General features: G+C 61.9%; 17 protein-coding genes and 1 tRNA gene. 11 read left to right on the forward strand and 7 right to left on the reverse strand.

Annotated elements, in window-relative coordinates; all coding sequences use genetic code 11:
- Nucleotides 1-39: 39 nt before the first annotated feature.
- Nucleotides 40-1,989 carry an ABC transporter ATP-binding protein/permease gene (locus NL154_RS00670; RefSeq protein WP_434733427.1) on the forward strand — a complete coding sequence of 650 codons (1,950 nt, stop codon included), beginning with the start codon at nucleotides 40-42 and terminating at the stop codon, nucleotides 1,987-1,989.
- Nucleotides 1,990-2,218: 229 nt separating this feature from the next.
- Here NL154_RS00670 and NL154_RS00675 read toward each other — a convergent pair whose 3' ends face one another.
- Entirely contained in the window at nucleotides 2,219-3,709 is a 1,491-nt protein-coding gene (locus NL154_RS00675) for an MDR family MFS transporter (protein WP_434733428.1), read from the reverse strand.
- A 229-nt stretch (nucleotides 3,710-3,938) separates the two neighbouring features.
- Nucleotides 3,939-4,295: a hypothetical protein gene (locus tag NL154_RS00680; RefSeq protein WP_259669840.1), complete on the reverse strand. Its 357-nt coding sequence runs from the start codon at nucleotides 4,293-4,295 to the stop codon at nucleotides 3,939-3,941.
- A 230-nt stretch (nucleotides 4,296-4,525) separates the two neighbouring features.
- Between NL154_RS00680 and NL154_RS00685 the strand changes: the two genes are divergently transcribed.
- Together NL154_RS00685 and NL154_RS00690 are read left to right on the forward strand one after the other, a co-directional pair.
- Complete coding sequence (locus tag NL154_RS00685; protein ID WP_434733429.1) at nucleotides 4,526-5,662, forward strand: acyltransferase family protein; 1,137 nt, start codon at nucleotides 4,526-4,528, stop codon at nucleotides 5,660-5,662.
- A gap of 750 nt (nucleotides 5,663-6,412) precedes the next feature.
- Nucleotides 6,413-6,994, forward strand: a complete 582-nt coding sequence (locus NL154_RS00690) for a hypothetical protein (protein WP_434733430.1) — start codon at nucleotides 6,413-6,415, stop codon at nucleotides 6,992-6,994.
- A 66-nt stretch (nucleotides 6,995-7,060) separates the two neighbouring features.
- Here NL154_RS00690 and NL154_RS00695 read toward each other — a convergent pair whose 3' ends face one another.
- From NL154_RS00695 to NL154_RS00705, 3 genes are all read right to left on the reverse strand, one after another.
- Nucleotides 7,061-7,534 carry a hypothetical protein gene (locus NL154_RS00695; RefSeq protein ID WP_434733431.1) on the reverse strand — a complete coding sequence of 158 codons (474 nt, stop codon included), beginning with the start codon at nucleotides 7,532-7,534 and terminating at the stop codon, nucleotides 7,061-7,063.
- A gap of 203 nt (nucleotides 7,535-7,737) precedes the next feature.
- Nucleotides 7,738-7,813 (reverse strand) — tRNA-Thr (locus NL154_RS00700).
- Nucleotides 7,814-7,931: 118 nt separating this feature from the next.
- Nucleotides 7,932-8,891, reverse strand: a complete 960-nt coding sequence (locus NL154_RS00705) for an NAD(P)H-dependent flavin oxidoreductase (RefSeq protein ID WP_221122728.1) — start codon at nucleotides 8,889-8,891, stop codon at nucleotides 7,932-7,934.
- Nucleotides 8,892-9,174: 283 nt separating this feature from the next.
- Here NL154_RS00705 and NL154_RS00710 point away from each other — a divergent pair, with 283 nt between their 5' ends.
- A complete protein-coding gene (locus NL154_RS00710) occupies nucleotides 9,175-10,374 on the forward strand; it encodes a regulator (protein WP_210629331.1) in 1,200 nt (399 codons plus the stop codon).
- A gap of 13 nt (nucleotides 10,375-10,387) precedes the next feature.
- On the opposite strand, the gene ppk2 is transcribed toward NL154_RS00710, so the two are convergent.
- Complete coding sequence (gene ppk2, locus NL154_RS00715; RefSeq protein ID WP_210629330.1) at nucleotides 10,388-11,269, reverse strand: polyphosphate kinase 2; 882 nt, start codon at nucleotides 11,267-11,269, stop codon at nucleotides 10,388-10,390.
- A gap of 237 nt (nucleotides 11,270-11,506) precedes the next feature.
- Between ppk2 and phoR the strand changes: the two genes are divergently transcribed.
- The 7 genes from phoR to phoB all read left to right on the forward strand — a co-directional run bounded on the left by phoR (nucleotide 11,507) and on the right by phoB (nucleotide 19,527).
- Complete coding sequence (phoR, locus tag NL154_RS00720) at nucleotides 11,507-12,727, forward strand: phosphate regulon sensor histidine kinase PhoR (protein WP_221163642.1); 1,221 nt, start codon at nucleotides 11,507-11,509, stop codon at nucleotides 12,725-12,727.
- A gap of 346 nt (nucleotides 12,728-13,073) precedes the next feature.
- The gene (locus NL154_RS00725; RefSeq protein ID WP_221122729.1) at nucleotides 13,074-14,108 is read left to right on the forward strand and encodes a substrate-binding domain-containing protein; all 1,035 of its coding nucleotides are present in this window, start codon (nucleotides 13,074-13,076) and stop codon (nucleotides 14,106-14,108) included.
- Nucleotides 14,109-14,275: 167 nt separating this feature from the next.
- Nucleotides 14,276-15,757 carry a phosphate ABC transporter permease subunit PstC gene (gene pstC, locus NL154_RS00730; protein WP_210629328.1) on the forward strand — a complete coding sequence of 494 codons (1,482 nt, stop codon included), beginning with the start codon at nucleotides 14,276-14,278 and terminating at the stop codon, nucleotides 15,755-15,757.
- Complete coding sequence (gene pstA, locus NL154_RS00735) at nucleotides 15,754-17,076, forward strand: phosphate ABC transporter permease PstA (RefSeq protein ID WP_210629327.1); 1,323 nt, start codon at nucleotides 15,754-15,756, stop codon at nucleotides 17,074-17,076. Before pstC ends, pstA begins: the two co-directional genes overlap by 4 nt.
- A 15-nt stretch (nucleotides 17,077-17,091) precedes the next feature.
- Nucleotides 17,092-17,907, forward strand: a complete 816-nt coding sequence (gene pstB / locus NL154_RS00740; protein WP_085776826.1) for a phosphate ABC transporter ATP-binding protein PstB — start codon at nucleotides 17,092-17,094, stop codon at nucleotides 17,905-17,907.
- Nucleotides 17,908-17,950: 43 nt separating this feature from the next.
- Nucleotides 17,951-18,664 (forward strand): phosphate signaling complex protein PhoU, encoded by a 714-nt coding sequence (gene phoU / locus NL154_RS00745; protein WP_096764942.1) that lies wholly within the window; start codon nucleotides 17,951-17,953, stop codon nucleotides 18,662-18,664.
- A gap of 179 nt (nucleotides 18,665-18,843) precedes the next feature.
- Complete coding sequence (gene phoB / locus NL154_RS00750; protein WP_004672768.1) at nucleotides 18,844-19,527, forward strand: phosphate regulon transcriptional regulator PhoB; 684 nt, start codon at nucleotides 18,844-18,846, stop codon at nucleotides 19,525-19,527.
- Nucleotides 19,528-19,820: 293 nt separating this feature from the next.
- Here the strand turns inward: phoB and NL154_RS00755 are convergent, their stop codons facing one another.
- On the reverse strand, nucleotides 19,821-20,354 hold the full coding sequence (locus NL154_RS00755) for a GcrA family cell cycle regulator (protein WP_210629326.1): 534 nt from the start codon (nucleotides 20,352-20,354) through the stop codon (nucleotides 19,821-19,823).
- Between the last annotated feature and the right edge of the window lie 244 nt (nucleotides 20,355-20,598).

Raw genomic sequence — 20,598 nt, forward strand, 5'->3', positions numbered from 1 at the left:
GCCATGAAACCTTCTGATTTGTACGCCGTTATGGTGCTCATGACCGACGTTACACTCAAACCGAAATCGGTCGATGGCACCGAGCAGGACGGTGCCGAAAAGACGCGCCAGGAGAAGGCATCGACTGTCGAGGTCGAGCCGCCGCAAGATGTCATCGAACCAAGTCAGAAGCTCACGCCCGAGGAGGCCGAGCAGGCGCGCAAGCGATATTTGCTGAGGCGTTTCTGGATCAGCGCCCGCCGCTACTGGGGCAGCAGTGGCGACAAGCTCGCCTGGCCGTGCTCGATCGGTCTGTTGACGATGATCTGCATGAATGTCGGCTTCCAATATGGGATCAATCGCTGGAACCGCGGGATCTTCGACGCCATAGAGCGACACGACGCCGGCACCGTCTATTATCTCAGCGCCGTCTTCGTGCCGCTTGTGCTCGGAAGCGTCGCCCTCGTCACCGCACAAGTCTATGTTCGCATGATGATCCAGCGTCGCTGGCGCTCCTGGCTGACGAAGGCGGTGATCACGCGCTGGCTGGCCAACGGTCGTTATTATCAGTTGAACCTTATCGACGGCGACCACAAGAATCCCGAGGCGCGCCTCTCGGAGGATTTGCGGATCGCGACCGAAGCACCGGTCGATTTCGTCGCCGGCGTCATTGCCGCGTTTCTGTCGGCCTCGACCTTCATCGTCGTGCTGTGGACGATCGGCGGGGCGCTCACGCTGCCGGTCGCGGGGTCGACCATCACCATCCCCGGTTTTCTCGTCGTCACCGCGGTCCTCTATGCCGTGATCACCTCGACCGTGATCGCGGTCATCGGCCGCCATTTCGTCCAGGTCTCGGAGGTCAAGAACCAGGTCGAGGCCGAACTCCGCTACACGCTGACCCGTGTGCGCGAAAACGGCGAGAGCATCGCATTGCTCGGCGGCGAGGAAGAGGAGCGTAGCGACCTCGACAAGACATTTTCCAATGTGCTCAAGCAATGGGCGCTGCTTGCGCGCCAGCACATGCGAACGACCTTCGTCTCGCACGGGTCGATGCTGATTGCTCCTGTTGTGCCGCTCCTGCTGTGCGCGCCAAAATTTCTCGCAGGCGGCATGACGCTTGGCGAGGTCATGCAGGCGGCCTCCGCCTTCGCCATCGTTCAGACGGCCTTCGGTTGGCTGGTCGATAACTACCCGCGCCTTGCCGACTGGAACGCCTGCGCCCGACGCGTCGCCTCGCTGATGATGTCGCTCGACGGCCTCGAGCGCGCCGAACAGAGCGACGTTCTGGGACGCATCAGGCACGGTGAAACCAAGGACAATGCGATCCTGAACTTGAACGATCTCGCGGTGTCTCTCGACGACGGCACCGCGGTGGTCAAGGAAGCCCAGGTCGAGATCGCACCGGGCGAGCGGGTCCTCGTGGCAGGCGAATCCGGCTCGGGCAAGAGTACGCTGGTGCGCGCCATTGCCGGTCTTTGGCCCTGGGGTCACGGCAGCGTCGATTTCCACGGCGAACGGCGCTTGTTCATGTTGCCGCAGCGGCCCTATATCCCGTCCGGGACGCTTCGCCGCGCGGTGGCCTACCCCCGCGCCGCCGACAGTTGGACGCCGGAGGAGATCAAGGCGGCCCTTGCCAAGGTGGGGCTGGATTATCTGAGCGAGAAGATCGAGGAAGACGCGCCCTGGGACCAGATCCTGTCCGGCGGCGAAAAGCAGCGGCTCGCCTTCGCACGGCTGCTGCTGCATACCCCCGATATCATCGTGCTCGACGAAGCGACCTCGGCACTCGACGAGAAGAGCCAGGACAGGATGATGGAGATGGTGATCGATGAATTGCCGGCGGCAACCATCATCAGCGTTGCGCATCGCGCCGAGCTGGAAGCCTTCCACAGCCGCAAGATCACCTTGGAACGGCGCGAGGGCGGCGCAAAGCTCGTCAGCGATATTGATCTCGTCCCACGCAAGGGAAGACGAAACCTGATCCTGCGGGTTTTGGACAACCGCCGCTAAAGCTATTTCAGGAGAAGGACGAAGCGGTTTCCGTAGTTACGTGGATACCGGCGACGTCATCCTCGGCCTTGTGCCGAGGATCTGAGCACGTCGAACAAGTACCTGACAATAAATGGTTCTCGTGAAATCGCGGTGCTCAGATGCTCGGCACAAGGCAGCACAAGGCCGAGCATGACGGAGGAAACGTTGTCAACAAACTGCCAGGCGCTCCCCGTGAGGAGCAACCGTGTCAATGCGAGGCCGCCTCGCTTGCCGCCGCCGGCTCTTCGCGTGCCTGGCGGTGGCCGACTGGGATCAGCCAGGTGGTGAAGAAGGTCAGCACCGCGACGACCACCACGCCCCAGAAGCTCCAGTGCAGGGCTGCGTCGAAAATGCTGCGGATCGCCGGATCGGCGGCGAGCGCCGAAAGTCCGGTCGGCTGGTTCAGCGCCTTATGAAGGGCGGCCGCCGTTTCGCCGCTCGCATAATGGCTGATGCCGGCATTGAGAATGGCGCCGAGTACCGTGGCTCCGAGGGTATTACCGAGGCTGCGGGCGAAGATGATCGAGGCCGTGGCGCTGCCGCGCATCGACCATTCGACGCTGTCCTGCACCAGCACGATGCTCGTCAGGCTGATCAGCCCCATGCCGAAGCCCATGAAGAAGGAGCCGGCGCCGGCCAGAACCGGCGAGCTTTCGGGCGTCAGGAACAACAGGAAGCAGGCGCCGAACGGAAACAGCAGGCTGCCGACGCGCAGTGTGCGGCGAATGCCGAAGGCCCTGTAGAAGCGGCTGGAGAGCATTACCGCCAGCGGCCAGCCGACGATGAGCATGGTGAGCGTGAAGCCGGCGACAACAGGCGAACGGCCGAGCACGCCCTGCACATAGATCGGCAGGATGGTGGAAAGCCCGATCAGCGCCATGCCGGCAAGCAGCGTGGCAGCATTGCTGGTCGCGATCAGCCGGCGGCTCCAGAGGGCGATCGAAATGATCGGCTCCGGCGCCCGCCTCTCCTGGGCGAGGAAGAAGAGCCCCGCGACGACGAAGACGGCGAAGAGCGACAGTAGGATCCAAGCGCTCGCTTCGGTTTCCGTCAGCATGACGAGCAGGGCGACGATCGAAATCGAGAACAGCACCGATCCGAGATAATCGATCCTCGCCTGCTTGTGCGCGACGTCCTCCTTCAGGAAGATCATGAAGGCGACGATCGAGACGATGCCGATCGGCAGGTTGATCCAGAAGATCCAGGCCCAGGAGAAGGTATCGACGATGATGCCGCCGGCAAGCGGCCCGACAACGGCCGACGTCGCCCAGACCGTCGCCATCGCGCCCTGCACGCGGCCGCGTTCCTCAAGCTTGAAGAGGTCGCCGATGATGGTCATCGTCACCGGCTGGATCGCGCCGGCGCCGAGCCCCTGCAAGAGCCGGAAGAGTACCAGCGACATCATCGACCAGGCAAAGCCGCAGAGCAGAGAGCCGGCGAGGAAGATGAGGATGCCGGCGATCAGCACCGGCTTGCGCCCGAAAATATCGGAAAGCTTGCCGTAGATGACCGTCGTCGTCGACTGCGCCAGCAGGAAGGCCGAAAAAACCCAGCTGTAATAGGAAAAGCCGCCGAGCTGCCCGACGATGCGCGGCATCGCCGTCGCCACGATCGTCGCCTCGATGGCAACCATGAATGTCGCCACCATGATGGTCGCGACGACAAGCACGCGGTTCGAGCGATGCGCTGCATTCGACATGATGATCCTCTTCGGGTGCTCCGCAGGGCCGGAAAAATCGGCAGGCTGGCTGGGTGCGGCGATCGCCATGTGCGGAGGGATGCTGTTCTTGTACGACCGGAATGCCGGCCGGTAAAGCAATTCTCTTAGGCAGTCGTCATTTTGCGCGACGTCAGCGGCGGCAGTTAAATGAAGGCCCGGCGCCATCATGACCGGGCTCATTCTTTCGGCAGACTGGCGCCCGCTATTCTCACTGCTGGCATGCCTCGCTGAGCGAGCCGCTGCCGTCGGTGCAGCCGGGCGTCTGCTGGAGGTCCGGATTGACTCCACCCGGATTGATCGTGCCGCGGCCGCTGTTGAGATCGACGCCGCCATTGCCGGTGGTGCTGCCTGTCGTGCCGGGATCGGTGCCGACGGACCCCGTGCCCGCCGAGCCCGTGCCGGCGGAGCCGGTACCAGCCGAACCCGCGCCTGTATTGCCCGAGCCGCCGATAATGGGCGCCACCGAAAGCCGCCCGCTGGAATTCGCCCCACCGGCTATCTGGGCCAGAGCCGAGCCGGCAAGACCGATCGAAAGGAGGGATATTGCGATGAGTTTACAGGACATGGTCTTCTCCATCCTTGTTGTCTCAAGGGGAAACCGGTTCGGCAGCGGCATGTTCCTTCCAATATTTCGCAGTCGAATGGACGCAAATGGGCAGCCTGACGCCGCCAGCCCTTCATCGACTGTCAACCCGCGCAAGTTGTGCCGAAGCCCATAAAAATTTACTCAACACTATCCGGTTGCCGTCGAAGATGCTAACCCTGCCCGCGGATACGAATGGATAGAGGTATCTCATGGACGCGATGAAGAGCGGCAGACGCATTGAATGTCTGGATGGTTTGCGTGGTTTGGCAGCGCTGTGGGTGCTGATCGGCCACGCGCACATCCTGACGGGGTTCAAGGTGCCTGTTATCGGAGATCCGGAGCTCGGGGTCGACCTGTTCATCATGCTCTCCGGCTTCCTGATGGTGTTTCACTATCAGCGGCGGAAGGGCAGGGAGCCATGGGAGAGCCCGCAGACGTGGGCGGTGTTCTGGGCGCGTCGCTTCTTCCGCATCGCACCGCTCTACTACGTCATGCTGGTGATTGCTCTCATCGCCGGGTCCGAGATCTATCAGGCAAGGATGATCATCGATGCGTTCAACGGCAATCCGCCGCAAGCCGCATCCCGCTATCTGGACGATAGCCTGACCAACTACCTGATGCATCTCTCCTTCCTGTTCGGCTTGTCCCCGGCCCATGCTTTCCGTACGGCGCTGCCCGATTGGAGCATCGGCCTGGAAATGCAATTCTATGCGGCTTTGCCCTTCATCATGATCGTCCTCGGGCGGCTGGGCTGGCTCAAAGGCATGCTCGTCACCGTCGGGTTGGCGGTCATTGGCGCCTGGGTGATCCATCACCTGGGCTTTCGCTTCCCGATGCCGTCGTTTCTGCCGATGAAAATGCACATCTTCGCCGCCGGCATGCTTCTCGCGGGTGCATTATGGATGTCGCAGGGCAGGGCTTACCTGGCTTTTGCGATTTCGACTCTGCTGGTCCTCATCCCTCTCGGCGGCGACGTGACTGTGCTGCACGAAACTGTGCGCGTGGGGATCGTGGCGCTGTTCTTTGTCCTGGTGCATGCCGATCGTTTTCCGGGTTCCGCCGGCCATTATTCGCGCGCGGTCAATGCGGTGCTCGGCAACAGCTTCTTTCGAAATCTCGGGGAACTTTCCTTCGGCGCCTATCTCATTCACCTGCTGATCATGCAGCCGGTGATCGCCTGGCTGATCGGCAATACCGACCTCAGCAATCCCGCTCGCTGGCTGGCGACGCTGATCGTCACCATCCCTGTCGTCTATGTCTCGTCCTTCATAGGCTACAAGTTCATCGAGCTGCCCGGTCAGTCGGTTGGCAGGCGCCTGACGCAACAGAGGCAGGTGGCGACCTAGAGCCGGCGACACCTTGCCTGCAACCGGGGTCGCGGGCCACAGGCGGTTTCAGCAATTTTTCGGCCTGCTGGAGAGACGCCAGAGCAGACGCCAACAACAGATCATGGATAGGCCATTTGTTGCGGTGTTTTCGCCGACTCACTTCGGCGAAGTGCGGGCTGCACAGAAACTCTGCGAGCGACAAAGCACCTTTGGAGCGGTTGCATCCATGGCAGGCCGGAATCGTGAGCCCGCCGCTTCCGTGCGCCTTCGGCACAAGATGATCACGCGTCGCCTTGGTCTCGGGAAGCGGGCGACCTGACCCGAACTTCCGTCGCATGGGGATGCCGCAATAGGCGCACCAGTGGCGACGATCGTCCTGCCACCAGTTGCCCAGTTCTTTTTGTAGTAAAGCGACCGCCTTGCTTGTTCCCCTCATGGTGCGATCTAAGCACAGAAACGTGGAATAGTCGATCCGTGAAGTGTTCATCTTCTACAGTGCCGTCATGGTAAGTAGAACTGCCTGCATGATCTTCGTCAGTGCGTGTCGTGAAGAACTCCCGCGAAGAAATTGCGCGGATTGCCGAAAGGCAGCCCCGTCGCCGACGACGGGCGGAATCGGCGCTTACGTGAGGATAGCGCGTTGCTTGGGCTTAAGATCAACTAGACGGGCTCGCCCGGCCCAACCAACCGCTACGACGAACGTCCGGTCTTGTTCGTCGTACCCGACTTTGAGGTTGAGTAACGCATGTGATCAGGCATAGTCAGGGCATGTTTGATCTCTCGTTCCCTTGGCCCATTGGCCCCATTCCGATAGCCATGACTGCCTGGGCATCTTATGGTCTTTACCGTGCAGTTGTAACCCGCGACGGGGTTACGTGGGCTTCAGTAGTTTCAGTACTGGGGCTTGTGGCATTCATGGCAGCCCTCACTGCCCAAATGGTGAGGCCCGCCATCGATCAGACACTTGTCCTGATCATAGCCCAATTTCTCGGAACGGGTGCGTGTTTCCTGCTCGGCAAGCTACTGTGGTCCGTTCAAAAAACGAAACCGGAATTGTCTCCCAGACGTCCCGATGCGAGCGTGTTTCGCGGCATGAGCATTAGCCTGATCTTCCTCATAGTTTTTGACGCGCTTTTCTTTTTGTTCCCTGATGCCGGAAAGTGTGACCATTTCAAAGAATACATGGCTGATAAGTGTGCTGGGCAGGAATTCGCTATAGGAATTCATGACCTCCCAATGGTGATTTATTTCGGAGTTCTCATGGGTGTTCCTGCACTGGCTGTATTGGTTATCGGAATTTGGTCGCTGTTTGCCGGCGAACTCAGTCCAAAAGGCAGTGTCGACGGTTGAGATCCGGTAGCTTGGCGGGGCGGAAGCCAGTGCAAGTCCGTCGTCAGTGCCAAGACAGCCATCCTGTCATTCGCCACCAATCATTTTAAACTTTCGTGCCGCCCGAGGGCAGAGCATCGTGAACTGCTCGATCAGCGGCGGCATGCCTGAGGCGCACGACACATCTGCATCCTCTGGCAATGGGAAAGTGACGCGCAGCGGTTCTCCGCCAGCAGGAAAGAAGGACAGGGTGCCCTTGCGGCAATTGGCGGTGGAACGGTAAGTGTCCTTCCCATTTTGTTTCATGTACATCGCCACGCACTGCTCTACAGTCAATTTCCCTCCATGTGCGGTCGTCTCGCCTCCCGGGTCTCGCTCGCAATATTCCTGGAGGTTGGCCTGATTGACGTTCCCTTCCATAACCGCAGTGCTCGAATCGGTCCCGGTCCTGCTGACCAGCGTTCCGTTCCATCCGCTACATGAGGCCAGAGGGAAATCCTTGGCTTGGGCGGGCGACATGGTAAGGGTGAAAAGTACGGTACTCAGAAGCGATATCCTCATAGATCCTCCTAATTGCTGGGCTGCTCGCGCTCGATCGACATCGGTCGCTCATGCGAGCGCAAGTGGCAGTCCGACCGTCTTGGGAGAAGAAGCCCACCACCTGCTGAAGCTTGCCTGGAGAGCGTCCAGGCGAAGCTGAAGGTGAACGCAGGTTATTAAAAGAGGCTTATAATGGAGACTGTTAGCATGCGGTGGAAGAAAAATGGTGCCGCTTACGTGACTCGAACACGTGACCCCATCATTACGAATGATGTGCTCTACCGACTGAGCTAAAGCGGCATTTGGCGGCCGAAGCGTGCGGCCTGCGATTTGCATGGCGCTGATACAGGCATTGTCTGAAGATTTCAAGCACCCTGTCATGCCTTTGGCAAAAAAGAGGGCGGGGTGTGGAAGATCCTCAGAGCGCCAGCCGGGCGCGGGCGGCCTTGTATTCAGCTTCCAGCCGGTCGACGAGATTTGCCACCGGCTCCACCGCCTTGACGGCGCCGATGCCCTGGCCGCTGCCCCATATGTCCTTCCAGGCCTTGGCGCCGCCGGTCGCCTGCTCGAAATCCATCTTCGAGGGGTCGGCGACGGGCAGGTTGTCGGGGTCCATGCCGGCGGCGATGATCGACGGTTTGAGATAGTTGCCGTGCACGCCGGTGAAATAGTTGGAGTAGACGATGTCGGCTGCCGCGCCGTCGACGATCGCCTGCTTGTAAGCCTCGCTAGCGCGCGCCTCTTGCGTTGCGATGAAGGGCGAGCCGATATAGGCCATGTCGGCGCCCATCGCTTCGGCGGCCAGGATCGCGCCGCCGGTCGCGATCGCGCCGGCAAGCAGCAGCGGCCCGTCGAACCACTCGCGGATTTCCTGGACAAGGGCGAAGGGCGACAGCGTGCCGGCATGGCCGCCGGCGCCTGATGCCACGGCGATCAGCCCGTCCGCACCCTTGCGGATCGCCGAATGGGCGTGGCGGTTGTTGATAATGTCGTGCAGCACGATGCCGCCATAGGAATGCACGGCGGCATTGACCTCGGGCACGGCGCCGAGCGAGGAGATCACGATCGGCACCTTGTATTTGACGCAGAGCGACAGGTCGTGCTCCAGCCGCTTGTTCGACATGTGGACGATCTGGTTGACGGCAAAGGGCGCGGCCGGCCGCTCCGGATGGGCGGCGTCGTGGCGGGCGAGTTCCTCGGTGATCTCGGCCAGCCATTCGTCGAGCTGGCTCTCCGGCCGGGCGTTCAGCGCCGGAAAGGCGCCGACGACGCCCGCCTTGCATTGCGCCAGGGTCAGCGCCGGATGCGAGATGATGAAGAGCGGCGAGCCGATCACCGGCAGTCTGAGTTTGTCCTTGAGGATGGGGGGCAGGGCCATGATTCACCGCGCATTGACGTTTACGAAAACGTCAATCTCATAACAGAGAAGAAAGGCTGATAAAAGAGCGGCCGCCACGCCTTCGTCGATTTCAGGCGGATATATCAGGCGCGCATAAAGAAGAGGGCAAGGCCCGGGAGCCGCGAAAGCTGGCGATATCGCCGCCGATCAGCGGCCGGCGGGGCTGCAAGGCTTGCGGTTTGCCGCGCTTGCCGCTACCGAATTTTGATAGAGAACGGCAGGGACGGCAGTCCGATGCCGGGTTCGAAGTGAAGGACTTGACGTGAGCGGATTAGAAACGGCCATCAGAACAGCGCTCGAAAATGCCGATCGCGACAATCCGGAGGTTCGAGCGAGGATCTACCAGTCGGCCCGCCAGGCGTTGGAAGCCGGCCTGCGCAAGCAGGATATCACCGATGCCGATGCCGTCGCCCATCATCGCCATCGCCTGGAAACCACCATCCACGCTATTGAAAGCGAGGAGCGCGACCGTCTTCACCCGCGCCAGAGACCGCCTGAAGTGCCGGTGCCACCGGTCGTCGACATGCCGGCGCCGCCGGCTCATCGAGGGGATGTGGCCGATATCGACAGCCTGATCGACAGCCCGGTGGCGGCGGGCGAGACCCGTGGCCCGGACGTGATCATGCACCGCGGCGACGAGTCGCGCCTTGACGACGTGCATGCGAGCACCGCCGATCATCTCTCCGCCGCCCCGCTCGGCGAGGAGCGGCTGCAGCGCGGCCAGCGCGCCGCCAACATGGATTTCCGTCCGGAGCGGGCGGCCGGCCGCCGCAAACCGCGCAAGTTCTTTTCGAGGCTTCTCGTCTGGTGTGTGCTGCTCGCCTTCATCGGCATCGGCGCCTGGTGGGCCTATACGTCGGGCCTGCTCCTGACGGCGGCCGAGCGCGACACCAGCGTCGCCAATCCGCCGGCCAGCACCCAGCCGGAGGATTTCACCGGCAATGACGACAGCGCCGGCAATGCCGCCAGCCACACCGATCAGCCGGTGACCATCGATCCGCAGAACAGTTTTTCGGCCGATTGGATCCCGGTGTTCAAGCCCGACGAGGCCGACAAGATCACAAGCGGCCCGCGGGCGCGCACCGAAAACATCACCGAGAATGACGGCCCGGCAGTGCGGCTGATTTCCGAAAGCGGTGCGGCTGACGGCAATATCTCGGTCAGTGTTCCCGCCTCGGCGCTGCAGCAGCTTGCCGGCAAATCCTCGACCATCGCGCTGACGCTGCAATCGACCACCGACGAGCCGACGCAGGTTACGGTCGAATGCAATTTCCAATCGCTCGGCAACTGCGCCCGCCATCGCTTCAGCGTCACCCGCGAAAAGTCGGATGCGCTGCTGCAGGTGAGATTCGACCGCTCGCTGGCGCCGAATTCGCCCGGCACGCTTGTCATCAACAGCGATCTCGACGGCAAGGCGCGCGGCATCAACCTGTTCGCAATCCGCATCCTGCCGGGGCAGTGAGGCGGCAACTGACCTATTTCAGGAAGCCGGGCCCCGAGCCGATGATCTGCTCGTCGCGCTCGCCGAGCGCCGCTTTGTCCTTGCCGTCATAGTCCATCCTGTGGAGCATGTGCCGGATAAGCTGCAGATGCGCACGCCGCTTGTCATTGGCGCGGATGACGGTCCATGGCGCGAATTCCGTATGGGTTTCCTTCAGCATGCGGTCGCGCTTTTCGCTGTAATCGCCCCATTTGGTCAGGGCCGCGATATCCATCGATGAAAGCTTCCAGACTTTCAGCGGATCGTGCCTGCGATCGTGGAAACGCTTGAGCTGCATCTCGCGGCCGATATCGAGATAGAATTTGAAGAAGAAGATGCCCTCATGGGCAATGATCTTTTCGAGCTGCGGCGCCTGGTTGAGGAAAGCTTCATATTGCTGCGGCGTGCAGAAGCCCATGACCGGTTCGACGCCGGCGCGGTTGTACCAGGAGCGGTCGAACAGCACGAATTCGCCTGCGGTCGGGAACTGCGCGACATAACGCTGGAAATACCATTGCCCCTGCTCGCGCTCGGTTGGCTTGGCGAGCGCGACGGCGCGCGCAAGGCGCGGGTTCATATGCGCCGAGGAGGCCGAAATGGCGCCGCCCTTACCGGCCGCGTCGCGCCCCTCGAACAGCGCCATCACCCGCTTGCCGGTCGCCTGCAGCCAGAACTGCACCTTGACGAGTTCCACCTGCAGCTTTGTAAGCTGCTCCAGATAGTCCTCCTCGTTGAGCTTCTTCTTATAGGGAAACCCGCCGGACTCCAGCGCGTGTTCCTCCACCCAGTCCGGCAGGACCGGATCGTCGACGTCGAAGACGCACTTCCTGCCGTGGATATCAAGCTCCACGGCCCTGCTTCCGACAGTCTCGCTCATATGCCCCTCCTGGGCTGGTGTCCTCTTGCCGTAGGCGAACATATTTGCCGTTGAAAATCAAATCTTTCGCTTTTGGCCGGTGATTTTTCCCGCGTTTGCCCGGCAGTCTTTCGCTTGAGCGGCGCCAGCCGAAAACTTCTGTCATGAATTGCCGCTATCAGGCAGAGTTCAATATAAAGAAACGAATCGACGCCCGAGGCCCAGTTGCAAGACGAAACCCCCTGGAGAAAAAGCCTGCTGGCGCGCATCCGGCGCGAACGGCCGGTGCTGCTCGCGGCCATCCTCAGCGCGCTCGCCGCCCTTGCCGCCGGGATGAACAAATGGGTCGTGCTCGTTCTCCTGCTCGTCATGATCTTGACCGCGCTGTTCAACGAGGCGCCAGTCCTCAAGGCGGAACCCATCGAGCCGATGGAGGCAGAGCCGCAAGCGCCGCCAAGCCGCCTGCCTGATGTTGCCGCCACGCTTGCCGGGCTCGATATTCCCGCCATGGTGCTGTCGCACGACGCCTCGGTGCTGTTCCAGAACCGCGCCGCCGAAAAGGCCTTCGGCGAGGTGGCGCTCGGCGCCCATATATCGGCCCGGCTGCGCTCGCCCGGCGTGCTCGACATGGTGCGCGAAACCATCGCCACCAATGCGCCGAACCAGATCGAGCATGCCGAGCGGCTGCCGTCCGAGCGCGTCTATATCGTCCGCAGCGCGCCCGTCGAGTTCCAGGCCGACGGAGAGCGGGAGCGGTTTTTCATCCTGTCCTTCCGCGATATATCGGAGGTCCGCCGCATCGACCGCATGCGATCGGATTTCGTCGCCAATGCCAGCCACGAGCTGCGCACGCCGCTTGCCTCGCTGCGCGGCTTCATCGAGACGATCCAGGGCCCGGCGAAGAACGACCAGAAGGCGCAGGCGCAGTTTCTGGGCATTATGCTCGATCAGACCACCCGCATGAGCCGACTGGTCGATGACCTGCTGTCGCTCTCCCGCCTGGAGCTGAAATCGCACCTCGCGCCGGATGAGAAGGTCGACCTGGTGCCGCTGCTCGGCCATGTCCGCGACTCGCTGGTGCCGCTCGCCAGGGATGTCGGCGTCGAGATCGACCTGCATCTGCCCGACGGCAAGGTGGAGGTGCTGGGAGACCGTGACGAGCTTGTCCAGGTCTTCGAGAACCTGATGGAGAATGCCTGCAAATATGGCCAGGAAGGCAAGATCGTCGATGTCTGGCTGAAGAACGGCGCCGGTGGCCCCGTGGAGGTCAGCATCGTCGACAAGGGGCCGGGCATCCCGGCCGAGCACGTGCCGCGTCTGACGGAACGCTTCTATCGCGTCAGCATCGAGGACAGCCGCTCGAAGAAAGGCACCGGCCTTGGCCTTGCCATCGTCAAACATATCCTCACCCGCCACCGCGCCCGGCTGATCGTCAAGTCCGAGGTTGGCAAAGGCACCGATTTTACGGTGCGCTTCTAAGGCGCAATCTCTCGTGGTCCCCTCTCCCCGCAATGACGGGAGAGGGGACGTGCCCTGTCGAGGGTGGGACGGAGACAGGATGCCTTTCCGCAACCGCCGGATCACGTGTTGTAAACTTACAATGCATGGTCGAACCGCGATCCAAACTTTGCCATCCGTCGACACGTTCAGGCGGGATCCATAAATTTTATCGTTGTAAAACAGCGATTTAACCTGTCACAAATGTTTCACGGGTTTGACATAAAAGGACGGTGCTTACAGCGTTAAGAGAGTCCCGCCGATGAAAAAAGGCACTGCGAGGGCCTCTCAGGCCGCACTCACACAAGCCCAATGCGGGAGATTTCTAATGAACACCTTCAAGCTCACCGTTGCCGCGCTCGCTGCAACTGCCGCCTTCGCTGGCGCAGCCGTCGCTCGCGACCAGATCCAGATCGCTGGTTCGTCCACCGTCCTGCCTTACGCCAAGATCGTTGCCGAATCCTTCGGCGAGACCTTCACCAACTTCAAGACGCCGGTCGTCGAATCCGGCGGCACGGGCGCTGGCCTGAAGGAATTCTGCAAGGGCGTCGGCGAAGACACCATCGACATCGCCAACGCTTCGCGTCCGATCAACAAGAACGAGGCCGAAGCCTGCAAGGCCGCCGGCGTAACCGACATCCAGGAAGTCAAGATCGGTTATGACGGCATCGTCTTCGCAACCGACTCGTCCAACCCTGATGTCGCTTACGTTCCGGCCGACATCTACAAGGCACTCGCTGCCCAGGTCGTCGTCGACGGCAAGCTCGTCGCCAACCCCTACAAGAAGTGGTCGGAAGTCAATCCGAAGCTCCCGGCCGTTGACATCGCCGCCTATATCCCGGGCGAAAAGCACGGCACGCGCGAAGTCTTCGAACAGAACGTTCTTGCCGCCGGCTGCAAGGCTTCGGGCGCTCTCGACGTCATCGCCAAGGAAATCTCCGACAAGGCCGCCCAGACCAAGGCTTGCGTCGCGGTCCGCAAGGACGGCGCTGCGGTCGACATCGACGGCGACTATCCGGAAACCCTCGCACGCATCGCGGCCAACAAGACCGGCGTCGGCGTATTCGGCCTTTCCTTCTATGAAAACAACGCCGACAAGCTGAAGGTCGCCAGCGTGAACGGTATCGTTCCGTCCACCGAAACGATCGCCAACGGCACCTACCCGGTTTCCCGCCCGCTGTTCTTCTATGTCAAGAAGGCACATCTCGGCGCCGTTCCGGGCCTGAAGGAATACGTCAGCTTCTTCGTATCCGACCAGATGATCGGCCCTGACGGCCCGCTGGCTGAATACGGCCTCGTTGCCGCTCCGGATGCCGAGCGCGACGCGATCCGCAAGGACGTCGAAGCTGGTAAGTCCATGTAATGACTTTGCCGGCGCGGTGCTTCAAAGCCCGCGCCGGCATCGTTTATGGCCCTGTGTCCCGGTCTTTCCGCGGCAGGGTCGAATTCCTTCTCCATGATTGGAAGCCGAAGGCAGGCTGATGAAGCCGCCCGCGCTTTTTGGGGGCCACGGGCCTGGGGACGTAACGAATGAGCACATCCGTCATACTTCTGTGCCTTGTGGCGATCGGCGCCGTCGCCTATCTGGTCGCGCGCGGCCGTGCCGCAGCCCTTGCCGGAGGCAGGTCCTCCGCACTGCATTCCCGGCCGGCCTATTACGGCGCCTATGCCGCGATCTGGACGGTTCTTCCCGCCCTCGTCGTCCTCTGCGTCTGGCTCTCCGTCAGCCCCGGCGTCATCCAGTCCTCGGTGCGCGGCACTTTCCCTGCCGAGGTCAAGGCGCAGGCCGCGGTCGAACAGGATCTGAGCTATTCGATGGTGGCGACGGTCGCGCGCGGCCTGACGATGCTGACATCGGACGAAGCCGCCGCGGTGGCAAACGATCCGGCCGCCCTGCAGGCCAAGCTCAGCGAAAAGGGCGTGCCGCTCGCCGGCCAGCCGCAGCCATACATGGTCGAGGCCGCCAAGACGCTCAATTCCATGAGCATGACGAGCCGCCTCGCCATGACCGCGATCGTCTTCATTCTGGCCGTTGCCGGCGCCTTTTATGCGCTGCGCGCCATCGCGCCGCGCTTCCGCGCCCGCAACCGCGTCGAGCGCGTCATGCTTTGGGGCCTGCTGCTCGCCTCCTCGATCGCCATCCTGACGACGGTCGGCATCGTGCTGTCGATGCTGTCGGAAGCGGTTCGCTTCTTTGCCGTCGTTCCCGCCGGCGATTTCTTTTTCGGCACTGTCTGGGATCCGCGCTTTGCCGGCGCCGGCAGCTCGTCCTTCGGCCAGTTCGGCCTGATCCCGCTCCTGCTCGGCACGCTTTATATCGGCCTGGTCGCCATGCTGGTAGCCGTGCCGGTCGGTCTCTTCGCCGCCATCTACATGGCCGAATACGCCTCGCCGAAGGTGCGCGGCGTCTCCAAGCCGCTGCTCGAAGTGCTCGCCGGCATCCCGACGATTGTCTACGGCTTCTTCGCCCTCGTCACCGTCGGCCCCTTCCTGCGCGATTTCTCCGCGCAGATCAGCGGCCTGCTCTCCGGCAACTATTCGAACTTCATCCAGGCACAGAGCGTTCTGACCGCCGGTATCGTCATGGGCATCATGCTGATCCCCTACGTTTCCTCGCTGTCGGACGACATCATCACCGCCGTACCGCGGGCGCTGCGCGACGGTTCGCTCGGTCTCGGCGCCACACGCTCCGAAACCATCAAGAAGGTGGTCCTGCCGGCGGCACTTCCCGGCATCGTCGGCGCGCTGCTGATGACCGCCTCGCGCGCCATCGGCGAAACCATGATCGTCGTGCTGGCCGCAGGTGTTGCCGCCCGCATTCAGATCAACCCCTTCGAGCCGATGACCACGGTGACCGTCAAGATCGTGAATCAGCTGACAGGCGACCTCGAGTTCACCTCGCCGCAGACGCTGGTCGCCTTTGCGCTTGGCATCACGCTGTTCTGCATCACGCTTAGCCTCAACATCTATGCGCTCTACATCGTGCGCAAATATCGGGAGCAGTACGAATGACGAACATTGTTTCTCCCGCCGTCGGTGTCACCGTTTCCAAGGCGCCTGCCCGCCGTGACATCGGCATCAAGCGCCGCTATGCCGCCGAGCGCCGGTTCCAGGCCTACGGCATCGCCGCCATTGCCTTCGGCCTCATCTTTCTCTTCGTCCTGCTGTGGACGGTGATCGGCAAAGGCTACACCGCCTTCCAGCAGACGACGATCACCCTGCCGATCGAATTCGCCGAAAAGACGATCGATCCGAACGGCAAGCGGGCGACCGATCCTTCGGTGCTGATCGCCGCCAACTATCCGGTTCTGCTGCGTGACGCGATCGTCAAGCAGCTGAACATCAATGCATCGAGCCGTCCGGATGTGCGCGATGCAACCGCCATGCTCTCCAAGAGCGCGCCGATCCAGCTGCGCGATCTGGTCGTCGCCGATCCCTCGATCATCGGCAAGACGGTCAATGTCACCCTGCTCGCTGATGCCAATATTGACAGTGCCAACAAGGGCCAGATCGATCTTTCCGTCGATGAGAAGAACCGCAAGGTCAACGACAAGCAGGTCAACTGGATGAACCAGATGAAGGCGGGCGGCGTTCTCCAGAAGCAATTCAACAGCGGCCTCTTCGTCAACGGCAATTCCAGCCGCCCGGAGGCCGCCGGCCTCGGCGTTGCCCTCATCGGCTCGCTTTACTTGATGCTGATCGTGCTCGTTCTGTCGCTGCCGATCGGCGTCGCCGCCTCGATCTATCTCGAGGAGTTTGCGCCGAAGAACAGGCTGACGGACCTGATCGAGGTCAACATCAACAATCTCGCCGCCGTCCCGTCGATCGTCTACGGTCTGCTCGGCCTTTCCGTCTTCATCAACTTCATCGGCCTGCCGCGCTCGGCTTCGCTGGTCGGTGGCCTGGTGCTGACGCTGATGACCCTGCCGACGATCATCATCGCCACCCGCGCGGCTCTGCGCGCCGTGCCGCCTTCGATCCGCGCCGCAGCGCTCGGCCTCGGCGCCTCGAAGATGCAGATGGTGTTCCACCATGTCCTGCCGCTTGCCATGCCCGGCATCCTCACCGGCACGATCATCGGCCTGGCGCACGCGCTTGGCGAAACCGCGCCGCTGCTCTTGATCGGCATGGTCGCCTTCGTCGCCAATGCGCCCACGACACCGCTCGAGCCCTCGACGGCCTTGCCCGTGCAGGTCTATATGTGGGCGAACGAGGCCGAACGTGCCTTCGTGGAGCGTACTTCGGGTGCCATCATCGTCCTGCTCCTGTTCCTGATCGTCATGAACATGGGCGCCATCCTCTTGCGTCGTCGCTTCGAGCGCCGCTGGTAAACGGAGTTAAACATCATGAACATGCTGACGGAAGCTGCAGTTGAAAAGGCGCTGGATCAGAAGATGAGCAACGTCCCGTATAAAATGATTGGACAGGATGTCTCCGTATATTACGGCGAGAAGCGCGCGCTTTTCGACGTGAACCTGAACATCCGCGAAAACACCGTAACCGCCCTGATCGGCCCCTCGGGCTGCGGCAAGTCGACCTTCCTGCGAAGCCTCAACCGCATGAACGACACGATCGAAGGCTGCCGCGTCACCGGCAAGATCACGCTCGACAGCGACGACATCTATGATCCGGATATCGACGTGGTCGAACTTCGCGCCCGCGTCGGCATGGTTTTCCAGAAGCCGAACCCGTTCCCGAAGTCGATCTACGAAAACGTTTCCTACGGCCCGCGCATCCACGGTCTCGCCAAGTCGAAGGCCGATCTCGACCAGATCGTCGAGAGCAGCCTGCAGCGCGCCGGCCTGTGGAACGAGGTCAAGGACCGCGTGCACGAATCCGGCACCGGCCTCTCCGGCGGTCAGCAGCAGCGCCTGTGCATTGCCCGCGCCGTCGCCGTCAGCCCGGAGGTCATCCTGATGGACGAACCCTGCTCGGCCCTTGATCCGATTGCCACCGCCAAGGTCGAGGAGCTGATCCACGAGTTGCGCGAGAACTACACGATCGTCATCGTCACCCACTCCATGCAGCAGGCCGCGCGTGTTTCGCAGCGCACCGCCATGTTCCACCTCGGCAACCTCGTCGAGGAGAACGACACCGACAAGATGTTCACCAACCCCGACGATCCACGCACCCAGGATTACATCATGGGTCGCTTCGGCTGATCCCGGCGACACGAAGCTTTCCGTTATTCGAGGACAAAGCCCCATGGCATCGACACATATTTATTCCGCCTATGATGATGATCTGAAGTTCCTCTCCAGGCGGATTTCCGAAATGGGCGGCCTGGCCGAACAGATGGTCGCGGAATCCGTCCGGGCGCTGGTCAACGGCGATACGGCGCTGGCGCAAAAGGTCATTTCCGACGATGTGATCCTCGATCACACCGAACGCGAGATTGGCGACAAGGCGATCGTCACCATCGCCCGCCGTCAGCCGATGGCCTCGGACCTGCGCGAGATCATGGGTTCGATCCGCATCGCCGCCGATCTCGAACGCGTCGGCGACCTCGGCAAGAACACCGCCAAGCGCGTCATCGCCGTGCAGAGCACAGGCGTGCCGCGCAAGCTCGCCCGCGGCCTCGAGCACCTCTCCGAGCTGGCGCTCGTCCAGCTCAAGGAAGTGCTCGACGTCTATACGACACGCGCCGCCGACAAGGCGACCGCCATCCGCGAACGCGACAACGAGATCGACGCGATGTACACCTCGCTGTTCCGCGAGCTCTTGACCTACATGATGGAAGATCCGCGCAACATCACGAGCTGCACGCATCTGCTCTTTTGCGCCAAGAACATCGAGCGCATCGGCGACCATGCCACCAACATCGCCGAGACGATTTACTACATGGCGACGGGCGCCCAGCCGGAAGGCGATCGTCCGAAGGATGACAGTGCCAACACCGTCGGCGCCGCGACGGAATAATTGTTCCGAACGAGAATAATTGTTCCGAACGAGCCGCCCGGGCCAGCCGCCCGGACCAGTCACTTGCGTGCGCGCCCGTTCGGGGCGCGCAAAGAGGTCGCAGCCAATTTCTGAATTTGCGCAGGACGCCTGCTTAAATCGTCCCGGTTTAAGGCTTGTGCGCGAGGAGACGGACACGCATGATCCCGAGAGTCGCAGTTGTTGAAGACGAGGAAGCGCTGAGCGTGCTTCTTCGCTATAATCTTGAGGCGGAAGGCTTTGAGGTCGATACCATCCTGCGCGGCGACGAGGCCGAGATCAGGCTTCAGGAGCGCACGCCCGACCTTCTCATCCTCGACTGGATGCTGCCCGGCGTCTCCGGCATCGAACTCTGCCGGCGCCTGCGCATGCGGCCGGAAACCGAGCGGCTGCCGATCATCATGCTGACGGCGCGCGGCGAGGAGAGCGAGCGTGTGCGCGGACTGTCCACCGGCGCCGACGATTACGTCGTCAAGCCCTTCTCGACCCCCGAGCTCGTCGCCCGCGTCAAGGCGATGCTGCGTCGGGCCCGTCCCGAGGTGCTGTCCTCGGTGCTGAAATGCGGCGATATCGAGCTCGACCGCGAAACCCATCGTGTCCACCGCAAGAGCCGCGAAGTCCGCCTCGGCCCGACCGAATTCCGGCTGCTGGAATTCCTGATGTCGTCGCCGGGCCGGGTCTTTTCCCGTTCGCAGCTGCTGGACGGCGTCTGGGGCCACGACATCTATGTCGACGAACGCACCGTCGACGTCCATGTCGGCCGCCTGCGCAAGGCGCTGAATTTCTCCAACATGCAGGACGTCATCCGCACCGTCCGCGGCGCCGGTTATTCGATGGAGGCCTGAAGGCTGAGGGAGTGTGGGGTTGGCGTTCCCGCCAAACGCACGGCAGTACGGCTTGTGAGGCCCGCCTTGTCGTCCATCGTCGCCGCTGCGGAGCCAGCGTCGTTGCGCCGGCGAGGCTTATGCGTCTCGGCACCACCTTTCCATCGCGCCTGCAAAGCCGACTTGTCCCGGCGCCACCTCTCCTCCGTCAAGCCCTGGCATGACGGAGTGTGGGGGTTGCTAAACGCAAAGGTCACTTCCCACTCGAATAAGAAACGGCGGCCCGTTTTTTATGTCTGGCTATACCGGTCCGCTCAGCTGACCCGCGCCGCCGCCCGGCGGCGTTCGTTGATCGGCTGATAGGCAAGCTTCTGATGATAGCTGCAATAGGGCGAATTGTCCGGGGATTCGCAGCCGCAGAAATGGAAATCTTCCTTGAGCGGATCGCCGACCGGCCACTTGCAGGTGCGTTCGGTGAGCTCCGTCAGGCCGAGGCGGCGGGAAATCGGCACCACCACGTTGCCCTTCGGCACATATTCCATTTCCTCGACTGTATCGATCTCGATCTCTTCCTTCAGCAGGGTTGCGCCCTGCTGGCGGGTCACGGTGCGGGTGGCGATCCGGGAGGCGTAGTTCGGCGCGCGCGGCGCGGATGTCTGGCGCTTCGGCGTGCGCGCCGCGGTGGCCGTGCCGCCGGCCTTGGCGCGGCCGGGAAGGCTGAGCCTGTGCACCTTGCCGATAACGGCGTTTCGGCTGACCCCGCCAAGCTGCGCAGCAATCTGGCTGGCGCTCAGTCCTTCGGCCCAAAGCTTCTTGAGTTTCTCGACCCGCTCGTCTGTCCAGTTCATGCCCTGTCTCCACCTTTTGCGTTGGTGATGGCAGAATCCCTCACCGTTGTCCCGGAAGCCTCCGAAACAAGAAACGCTTGATCAATTTTGGTGACTAGTTCCGCCGCATGCAGTCTAGTAATTGAACTTTAACCTAGTGTGAGGCTGACTCCGTGACAAGAGTCGCGGGAATCCGGATGAATCGAATTTCAAGTTTTTCCCCAACTTGCTGCCTCTGCGTGTCATTTCTGCAATAATGCCTGTT

Origin of the sequence: Rhizobium sp. YTUHZ044, from assembly GCF_051123975.1 — a bacterium.
Taxonomy (GTDB): Bacteria; Pseudomonadota; Alphaproteobacteria; order Rhizobiales; family Rhizobiaceae; genus Rhizobium.

Bases quoted from the DNA above. Each gene is read 5' to 3' on its own strand.
- NL154_RS00670 (WP_434733427.1), top strand. From the start codon at position 40: ATGACCGACGTTACACTCAAACCGAAATCGGTCGATGGCACCGAGCAG.
- NL154_RS00675 (WP_434733428.1), bottom strand. From the start codon at position 3,709: ATGTCGAATGCAGCGCATCGCTCGAACCGCGTGCTTGTCGTCGCGACC.
- NL154_RS00680 (WP_259669840.1), bottom strand. From the start codon at position 4,295: ATGTCCTGTAAACTCATCGCAATATCCCTCCTTTCGATCGGTCTTGCC.
- NL154_RS00685 (WP_434733429.1), top strand. From the start codon at position 4,526: ATGGACGCGATGAAGAGCGGCAGACGCATTGAATGTCTGGATGGTTTG.
- NL154_RS00690 (WP_434733430.1), top strand. From the start codon at position 6,413: ATGTTTGATCTCTCGTTCCCTTGGCCCATTGGCCCCATTCCGATAGCC.
- NL154_RS00695 (WP_434733431.1), bottom strand. From the start codon at position 7,534: ATGAGGATATCGCTTCTGAGTACCGTACTTTTCACCCTTACCATGTCG.
- NL154_RS00705 (WP_221122728.1), bottom strand. From the start codon at position 8,891: ATGGCCCTGCCCCCCATCCTCAAGGACAAACTCAGACTGCCGGTGATC.
- ppk2 (WP_210629330.1), bottom strand. From the start codon at position 11,269: ATGAGCGAGACTGTCGGAAGCAGGGCCGTGGAGCTTGATATCCACGGC.
- NL154_RS00725 (WP_221122729.1), top strand. From the start codon at position 13,074: ATGAACACCTTCAAGCTCACCGTTGCCGCGCTCGCTGCAACTGCCGCC.
- pstC (WP_210629328.1), top strand. From the start codon at position 14,276: ATGAGCACATCCGTCATACTTCTGTGCCTTGTGGCGATCGGCGCCGTC.
- pstA (WP_210629327.1), top strand. From the start codon at position 15,754: ATGACGAACATTGTTTCTCCCGCCGTCGGTGTCACCGTTTCCAAGGCG.
- pstB (WP_085776826.1), top strand. From the start codon at position 17,092: ATGAACATGCTGACGGAAGCTGCAGTTGAAAAGGCGCTGGATCAGAAG.
- phoU (WP_096764942.1), top strand. From the start codon at position 17,951: ATGGCATCGACACATATTTATTCCGCCTATGATGATGATCTGAAGTTC.
- phoB (WP_004672768.1), top strand. From the start codon at position 18,844: ATGATCCCGAGAGTCGCAGTTGTTGAAGACGAGGAAGCGCTGAGCGTG.
- NL154_RS00755 (WP_210629326.1), bottom strand. From the start codon at position 20,354: ATGAACTGGACAGACGAGCGGGTCGAGAAACTCAAGAAGCTTTGGGCC.